The following is a 3,678-nucleotide window of genomic DNA, read 5'->3' on the forward strand; positions in this document are numbered from 1 at the left end:
CGGCCCCGCCAAGCCGACAAGCCCGATTGCCAGCAGGAGCATCTGGAGCCGGGTTTTTCCCGGAACTGATTTTTGCTTTTTCATAACGCCCACCTTTGACTGTGGACGCTACCAATCTTGTCTCAAATTATTGGAAAGGAAGGTGGATAAATATCCAGCAACTGTCTTTATCCATTTTGCTTAAAATTTTATTCAAATTTATACTTTGGTTTACCGGAAAATTGCCGACCAGCTATCCGTCAAGGAGGTCTCCAGAAACCTACATATAACAGGTTATATTGTAGCGGTTTACCACGTGTAAAAAATGCCGGGCAATGCATATCATAATATATGAAATAGATTAGGGGGCAGTTGCAAAGTAGAAGTGGCCGCTGTCTCTATCCGGTAAATATCGGAGGGGTTTCAGCCATGACGAACAATATCGAGTTGGACAGCTTTTCGGCTTCCTTGAACGAGCATTCCGTGTCCAATGAACACGGCGATCAGGCATCACCGGCGGAAATCCGGGTCGCACAGGCAAATTCGACGCAGCCCGCGCCGGCAGCGTCCGAACCGGTGCCGGTCGATGTCGGCGGCGGAGCGCCTGTCAAGCCGGAAGCCCCCGCGGAAGCAAAGGCACCGCCGGCAGCCGCGCCGCCCGAATATGTAGCCGACGCCAGCCATGTGGTGAGGCTTCCGGCCAACGCCTCCATCGACAACATCAAGGTCGACGGCCAAAACCTTCTGCTCGAACAGGCCGACGGCTCGGTGATCGTGATCAAGGACGGCGCCCTGAACGTGCCGACCTTCATCATCGGCGACGTCGAGGTGCCGCGCGTTGCGCTGCTGGCAGCGCTGGAAGCCAGCCATGTCGATGTCGCCTTCGGCGCCGACGGTTCCATGTCGGCTGGTCCTGGCGGCTCGAATTCAAGCGCAGGCGGAGATTTCTCGGTTCCCCCCGGCGGTATCGGCGACGGGTTCGACCTGTCGGCACTGCTGCCTCCGACTGCCTTGCAGTTCGGGCTCCTGGAGCGGCGCGAACTGTTCCCGTCCATCGTCGACAGGCAGGTTTCAGTGACGGCCACGTCACTGCTTGCCCCGACCGAAGCGGCCAGTGAAGCCGGTCTTGACGGCGGCCAGACACAATCTCCCGGCAGCGACGCGCCAAGCAACGCCGAGACCTCCGGCATCGGAACGATCAGCATCGACGCGCCGGATGGAATTGGCTCGATCGTCATCAACGGCGTCACCGTCACCGGCGTCGGCCAGCAGATCCCGGGCGATTTCGGCTTCCTGACGATCGTCTCCTTCAATCCGAGCACCGGTGCCATCGAATACAACTACACGGTGACCGAATCAGTCGCTCATCCCAATCAGACGAACGGATTCGATCCCAACGACACGGTTCCGGACAATTTCAGCATCACAGTCACGGATGTCGACGGCGATTCGGCCAGCACCACCTTTGCCGTTGCCATCGTCGACGACGTGCCGACGGCGGTTGCCGATATCGACAGCATCGCGGCCGGCCAGTTCGGCCCGGCGACAGGCAATGTACTGGTTGGCGGAACAGATGCCGGCGACGCCAACGCGACGGACGGGGTTGCCGATACCAAGGGCGCCGATGGCGCAACTGTGGTTGGCGTGCAGGCCGGCAACACCAATACCGATGTCGACAATGCGGCCACGCTGAACGCGCCGATCCAGGGCAGCTACGGCACGCTGACACTGCTGGCGGACGGCTCCTACAGCTATGTGCGCGCTGCCGGCACGCCCGGCGGCGTCAACGATGTCTTCACCTACACGATCAAGGACGGCGACGGCGACACCTCGCACACCACGCTGACGATTTCGATCGGCAACTCGACGCCTGTGATCACCGACCTGACGCCGGAGGCCATCGGCGGCGACGTTGTGGTCAACGAGGCGGCGTTGAATATCGGCACGCCGGGCGGGCCTGGGTCCGATCCGGCAAGCACGGCCGAGACCGGCGCCGGCACCTTCACCGTCTCCTCTCCCGACGGCATCAACTCACTGGCGATCGACGGCAACGCCTTCATTACCAATGGCGTGTTCACGGCGGGCTCCTTCACCACCGCATTTGGCAACACGCTCAATGTGACGGCTTACAATGCCGCTACCGGCCAGGTGAGCTACACCTATACGCTGCTCGACAATGAGGCGCATGATCCCATTCAGGGCCAGAACAATCTGTTCGAGAACTTCACCATCACGCTGACTGACCAGGATGGTCAGAGCGACAGCGGAACGCTCGCCGTCAACATCCTCGACGATGTGCCGACGGCGGTTGCCAACAGCAACAGCGTTGCCGAGGGCGGCATCGTGAGCGGCAACGTGCTGACCAATGACGTTGCTGGCGCCGACGGCTTTGCGGCGGGCGGCGGGGTTGTCGGCGTGGCCGCCGGCAGCAACACCGCGGTGCCGGTGAGCGGCGGGCTTGGCGGGGCGGGCATTCCCGGCACCTACGGCACGCTGACGCTGAACGCCAACGGCAGCTACAGCTATGACGGCCTGCCCAACGCGGTTCCGCCGGCAGGCGCGACGGACACATTCGTCTACACCATCATGGACGGCGACGGCGACCTGTCGACGACGACCCTGACCATCAATCTGTCGGACAGCGGCCTTGCCGCCTCCAACGACGACCTGACGGTCAACGAGGCGGCGCTGCCGATCGGCAGCAATCCGCCGAGCACCGCCGAGACCATCGCCGGAACGGTCGTCGACAATGTGTCGGGCGGCACCGGACCTTACACATACGCCCTGGTGAGCAACGCCATCGGCGCGCACGGCACGCTGACCTTCAACGCCAACGGCACCTACAGCTACACGCTGACCTCGCCGGTTGATGGCGCCGACGCCAACGACAGCACCAACACCGTCAACAACGTCGAGACCTTCACCTACCAGGCCACCGACGCCAACGGCAACACGATCACCAACACCATCACCATCGACGTCATCGACGATGTGCCGACGGCGGTTGCCAACAGCAACAGCGTTGCCGAGGGCGGCATCGTGAGCGGCAACGTGCTGACCAATGACGTTGCTGGCGCCGACGGCTTTGCGGCGGGCGGCGGGGTTGTCGGCGTGGCCGCCGGCAGCAACACCGCGGTGCCGGTGAGCGGCGGGCTTGGCGGGGCGGGCATTCCCGGCACCTACGGCACGCTGACGCTGAACGCCAACGGCAGCTACAGCTATGACGGCCTGCCCAACGCGGTTCCGCCGGCAGGCGCGACGGACACATTCGTCTACACCATCATGGACGGCGACGGCGACCTGTCGACGACGACCCTGACCATCAATCTGTCGGACAGCGGCCTTGCCGCCTCCAACGACGACCTGACGGTCAACGAGGCGGCGCTGCCGATCGGCAGCAATCCGCCGAGCACCGCCGAGACCATCGCCGGAACGGTCGTCGACAATGTGTCGGGCGGCACCGGACCTTACACATACGCCCTGGTGAGCAACGCCATCGGCGCGCACGGCACGCTGACCTTCAACGCCAACGGCACCTACAGCTACACGCTGACCTCGCCGGTTGATGGCGCCGACGCCAACGACAGCACCAACACCGTCAACAACGTCGAGACCTTCACCTACCAGGCCACCGACGCCAACGGCAACACGATCACCAACACCATCACCATCGACGTCATCGACGATGTGCCGACGGCG

General features: G+C 62.7%; 1 protein-coding gene. It reads left to right on the forward strand.

All coding sequences use genetic code 11. The annotated features are described in order from the left end of the window. Positions 1–408 precede the first annotated feature (408 nt). The coding region (locus EOB80_RS03725) for an Ig-like domain-containing protein (protein ID WP_206516790.1) at positions 409–3,678 on the forward strand (3,270 nt) is incomplete at its 3' end.

Source organism: Mesorhizobium sp. M7A.F.Ca.MR.245.00.0.0 (genome assembly GCF_003997415.1).
Lineage (GTDB): Bacteria > Pseudomonadota > Alphaproteobacteria > Rhizobiales > Rhizobiaceae > Mesorhizobium.